The sequence below is a fragment of the Kistimonas scapharcae genome (assembly GCF_039540975.1).
Classification (GTDB): Bacteria; Pseudomonadota; Gammaproteobacteria; order Pseudomonadales; family Endozoicomonadaceae; genus Kistimonas; species Kistimonas scapharcae.
This window is the reverse complement of the sequence record NZ_BAABFL010000312.1, coordinates 1-4,093: the sequence shown is the minus strand read 5'-3', so window position 1 is coordinate 4,093 and position 4,093 is coordinate 1. Positions and strand designations below refer to the sequence as shown.

Genomic DNA, 4,093 nt, shown 5'->3' with positions numbered 1-4,093 from the left:
CAGGCGGTAATGGGAACATGGGGATGAGCTTAGGCGGCAGAACGTGAAATCGCCTTATGTACCGGTTTTTGAGTACTTACCTGAAATCAATGGTGTATTCCCCCCTGGGATTGGTTTTCAGGAATCGTTTCAATTCGGGTGTGGTTTTTGTGAGTTCCGCCAGATTGTATCGGCCCTGATGCAAATTACGGGGGTGAAGGCCCGCTGGCGTTACCGGGGGTGATGCTGGTTTCCCAGTCATTCTTTGCGTTTTTTTCACAATCGCTACAGCACTTCTTGCGTGGGTTCAGGTCAGTCAGGGGGAGTATTGTACAGGGTTGGTGAACGTTGTTTATCGCTGATAAATATCCCCGAACATTTCCAGCTGGGTCATATAAAGACGGGTGTCCAGTTCCAGCTGATGGTAGTCGGGTTCCATATGGCAGCAAAGCTGGTAAAACGATCGGTTATGGTCAGCTTCTCTTAGATGGGCCAGCTCGTGAACCACTATCATTTTCAGCAGTTCTTCCGGTGCATGTTGAAACAGCGTACCAATGCGGATTTCTTTCCGGGCTTTCAGTTTGCCACCGTGTGCCATTGTTCGCGAAATATTCAAACCCAGTGCCTGATGCGTCTGGCCGATCTTGCCATCAAACAGCACTTTATTGAGAGGCGCTGACTTGCGCAGGTACCGGTTCTTCAATGCCATCGTGTAGTCATAGAGTGCTTTGTTATTTCTTACTTCATGGGGTTCCGGGTATTTTTTCAATAACCATGCCCCTAAGCGTTCTTCTGTTATAAGACGCTGCGCCTGTTCAATCACAGTCTGAGGATAATGGAGTAAGTATTTCAACATGCCGTGGCGGTATCAATCATGGGTCAATGCATGTCGGAAACTAACATAGAAAACTGTGCACACCAATCAGGAAAAGAGTAAACATAGAAAAGGGCGCCCATGAAATCACTGAAAAGAAGCAGAAAAATGAAACATATCGGACATCGGCAAACTTGATTCTTTTCCCTTCAGAACGTCCTCACTCCAGAATATGAACATTCAGATTCATCAATTTCATGAGCTGCGTAAAGGCATTGCCCTATTACCACGTTATGGCGCGGTCTGTTCATAGGGCTTACCTCCACGACTATCATCACCGGCCCCGTATGGGTTAGCCCCATCGTAAGTCGAGAATCAAAATTGTTTATGTCGGACTTTTTGCTGCTCCCAAGATCCACCTTTAGTCTTCATCGTCTGATGATGATCCTGAAGTATCTGAAGACACCGGACTCCCTTTATACGGAATAAAAGGTTGGGTACCCTCATCCGTCGCTGCTGCAATACCACTTGTATTACTCGCTTGCTGCTGAGCCAACGATAATACAACCTGCTGGTAGCTTGCACCCTGGAACATACCTACACTCCCTGTACGATCGCTCATCTGCGACATTGCAAAAATTGGATTAACTAGTGGTTGCATGGGGTGTGAGATACGCCAATGGAATGGATCAAAAGAACTTACAGCCGTTGTTGCAGAGGGTCCAGGTATCGCAGCTGCGCTGATGGAAGAGACCGATGTTGCTACAGGTCTCTGAGGCTGTACATGTACAGCTTGTTGCGAGCCCGCGGCTGGTGATTGTGGTGCAGCCAATGCTGCGCTTGGCATACCGCTCATCGCCCGCTGCTCCTCTTTTTTGGCTTTCATGCGTCTGTTCTGAAACCAAACCTTTACCTGCCTTTCTGTAAGATTCGTGCGTTCTGCCAGTCCGGCTCTTGTACTAGCTGTAAGAAACCGATTCCCACTAAAGACGAGTTCCAGCTCTGATTTCTGCTCTTTAGAATAGGTCTTTCGTTTCTTTCTCCCAGTATCACGCTGATCGATAGGCATATCCTGAGCAGCTGGCGTATTACCTCTTCTGCTGCCCTCAGAAATCATGGCACTACTGGTAGCCTGTAAGGCCTGCAAGCCACTGCCAGAAGGCACCGGCTGCTGTGAATGACCAGTCGATTGAAATGGTAAGCTTTGATGGCCTGCGTAGGGCTGAAAAGCTCCCTGCCCCCCCAAAAAAGTCGACGGCCTATTTAGATAGCCATGCTGTGGCACCATATACCTCCCCTGGTAGAACGGGTAATCTTGAGTGACATTGTGTGCGGGGAAGCCTGAAGATGCTGAATATTGAGGCTCAAGACGTGCGGCCAGTTGATTGGGTATGCATGTCGTAACAGCAAAGTTTTGCCATTGGGTGCCGGCCATAGGCGCCTGCGACCGAATCGATTGTGGTGTTGCTTGCGATTGCATTGGTTGTGTAGTCACAGCGGCAATATATGAAGATGTCGCTTGAAAATCATTTATGTTCCTCATCAGATAATTACCTCACTTATCCTTAATTGATCAGTTTCAAAAAGTAAGCATATGAAACTACTATTTTTTTCATTAACAAATGAGTTGGTGCATCATGACTTCCCCACAACGTGCAGCATCATTTTTTCATATAGCTATATGATTAAAAATCATTTCCTGCCCATTAGTTTAATTCCATCAGGGGTTTAGCGATTCAAGCATAACCATCCGAAAGATGCCTCCTATGGATATAGGCCAACTTAAACATCAGATCAAAATCATGATATATAATTCAGTAACACATCTAACAACACTGTTAGCGCCTTCAAAACAACAGGGCATAAATCAACTTACCATTACGATTAGCGTCTAGCCTCAACATACAACATGGGTAAATCACAACCAATCTCAAAAAAGTCATATCGAGTCATATGGCAATATTATTCAGGGAATTCCAATTAAGAAAACAACTAACAAATGCGTTGGCATAAACAACCAGAGCCAGACTAAAAGTTAATATTTACCATTAAAAACCTTGATGAAATTTCACCCAACACACGACGCGCAGCGTTTGATCTGATCCAAAAGAATGAATGACCACTATCTTTTATCCAGGATAAACAATTCAAAAATAACCAAACATCTTCCGAACAGCCATTTCTTTTAAGTTGATCCTGAACCTTTTATATTGAAATCAGTCTACAGGTGATGCTTTTGTAATATCAGTGCTATTTAATATTAATACAAGATTGGTGAAGTATGGAAAAAGTGAGTGGACGGCAGGCATCAGCAAGCTCCAAAATGGATACTGAAACTCGCCAAGATTCATCCAGCACAAAAACAACGAATTCTGATGAAGATAGGCATAAACAGCGTGTGCCGAATATACCTGTCGGAGTAAGAAACATTTGTTTAGTTATGCAAACATTCATTGATGATGGGGGGTATCATCCTACGGGTCGATTAGTCTCAAAAAAATTCCAATCCCTGAAAAAATATTATCGGGATGAATTATTCAAAGGGGTTTTATTTTCACTTCATGACAATGTCAAGCTTGTTAAACCAGCAGTTAATGATAGTACCGTTCATAGCATTGACGCTCACAATGTGAGAAGTGAGATTTATATTAGAGATCCTTTGGTATTTATGAGATGTAAAAACCATTATATTGCTCTATCCAGTGCATACCTAAAACATGAAATAATTACTATTTTTGATACCGTTCATGCTATCCCTTCCTGCCCGAAGATTGAAATAATGGAAATAGACTCACATATGGATGGTGGAAACGTAATTTATTCCACAATGAGACAATTGCTATTACACGGTAACAATTTTGCCGCACAGTTCGAGGGTGGGGATCCACGATGCATACAGGCAACAAGAGAACTCGAAATAAAGATGCAAATAGTTGGTGTCCGCGTTATAGGAATTGATACTAACATTCGTTTTTACAAGCTCGCCATCAGAAGAACTTTTTTTCATCTTGATTGTTTTATGCACCTACTGCCTGATGAAAGATTGTTGGTTATGAATAAGAAGCTGCTCACCAATGAGAGCTTCGAACGTTTAAAGCACGAATGGGGAGATGATCTAATTGATTTGGCGTGCCCTCTGACGGACATTAAAACAATACCACCAATGAACTTATTTTCTTTTGAAAGTGCAGAAGGCACTATCATTATCAGCAATAATGTACCTGATTACCACCTAACATAAGCCATTCTCCCGTCTAAACTTACGACACTGGTTTTCCTTGGGTTAGGAGACGTGTCATG

General features: G+C 43.4%; 4 protein-coding genes. 1 reads left to right on the top strand and 3 read right to left on the bottom strand.

Going from position 1 to position 4,093, the window contains the following annotated elements:
• Window positions 1-76: 76 nt before the first annotated feature.
• The 3 genes from ABD892_RS27110 to ABD892_RS11455 form a co-directional block, all read right to left on the bottom strand.
• Entirely contained in the window at window positions 77-241 is a 165-nt protein-coding gene (locus ABD892_RS27110; protein WP_425559241.1) for an RlmF-related methyltransferase, read from the bottom strand.
• Window positions 242-331: 90 nt separating this feature from the next.
• Entirely contained in the window at window positions 332-835 is a 504-nt protein-coding gene (locus tag ABD892_RS11460) for a M48 metallopeptidase family protein (RefSeq protein WP_345195803.1), read from the bottom strand.
• A gap of 379 nt (window positions 836-1,214) precedes the next feature.
• Window positions 1,215-2,228 carry a homeobox domain-containing protein gene (locus tag ABD892_RS11455; protein WP_345195802.1) on the bottom strand — a complete coding sequence of 338 codons (1,014 nt, stop codon included), beginning with the start codon at window positions 2,226-2,228 and terminating at the stop codon, window positions 1,215-1,217.
• Window positions 2,229-3,074: 846 nt separating this feature from the next.
• Here ABD892_RS11455 and ABD892_RS11450 point away from each other — a divergent pair.
• The gene (locus ABD892_RS11450; protein WP_345195800.1) at window positions 3,075-4,034 is read left to right on the top strand and encodes a hypothetical protein; all 960 of its coding nucleotides are present in this window, start codon (window positions 3,075-3,077) and stop codon (window positions 4,032-4,034) included.
• Window positions 4,035-4,093 lie beyond the last annotated feature (59 nt).

Bases quoted from the DNA above. Each gene is read 5' to 3' on its own strand.
- ABD892_RS27110 (WP_425559241.1), bottom strand. From the start codon at position 241: ATGACTGGGAAACCAGCATCACCCCCGGTAACGCCAGCGGGCCTTCAC.
- ABD892_RS11460 (WP_345195803.1), bottom strand. From the start codon at position 835: ATGTTGAAATACTTACTCCATTATCCTCAGACTGTGATTGAACAGGCG.
- ABD892_RS11455 (WP_345195802.1), bottom strand. From the start codon at position 2,228: ATGGCCGGCACCCAATGGCAAAACTTTGCTGTTACGACATGCATACCC.
- ABD892_RS11450 (WP_345195800.1), top strand. From the start codon at position 3,075: ATGGAAAAAGTGAGTGGACGGCAGGCATCAGCAAGCTCCAAAATGGAT.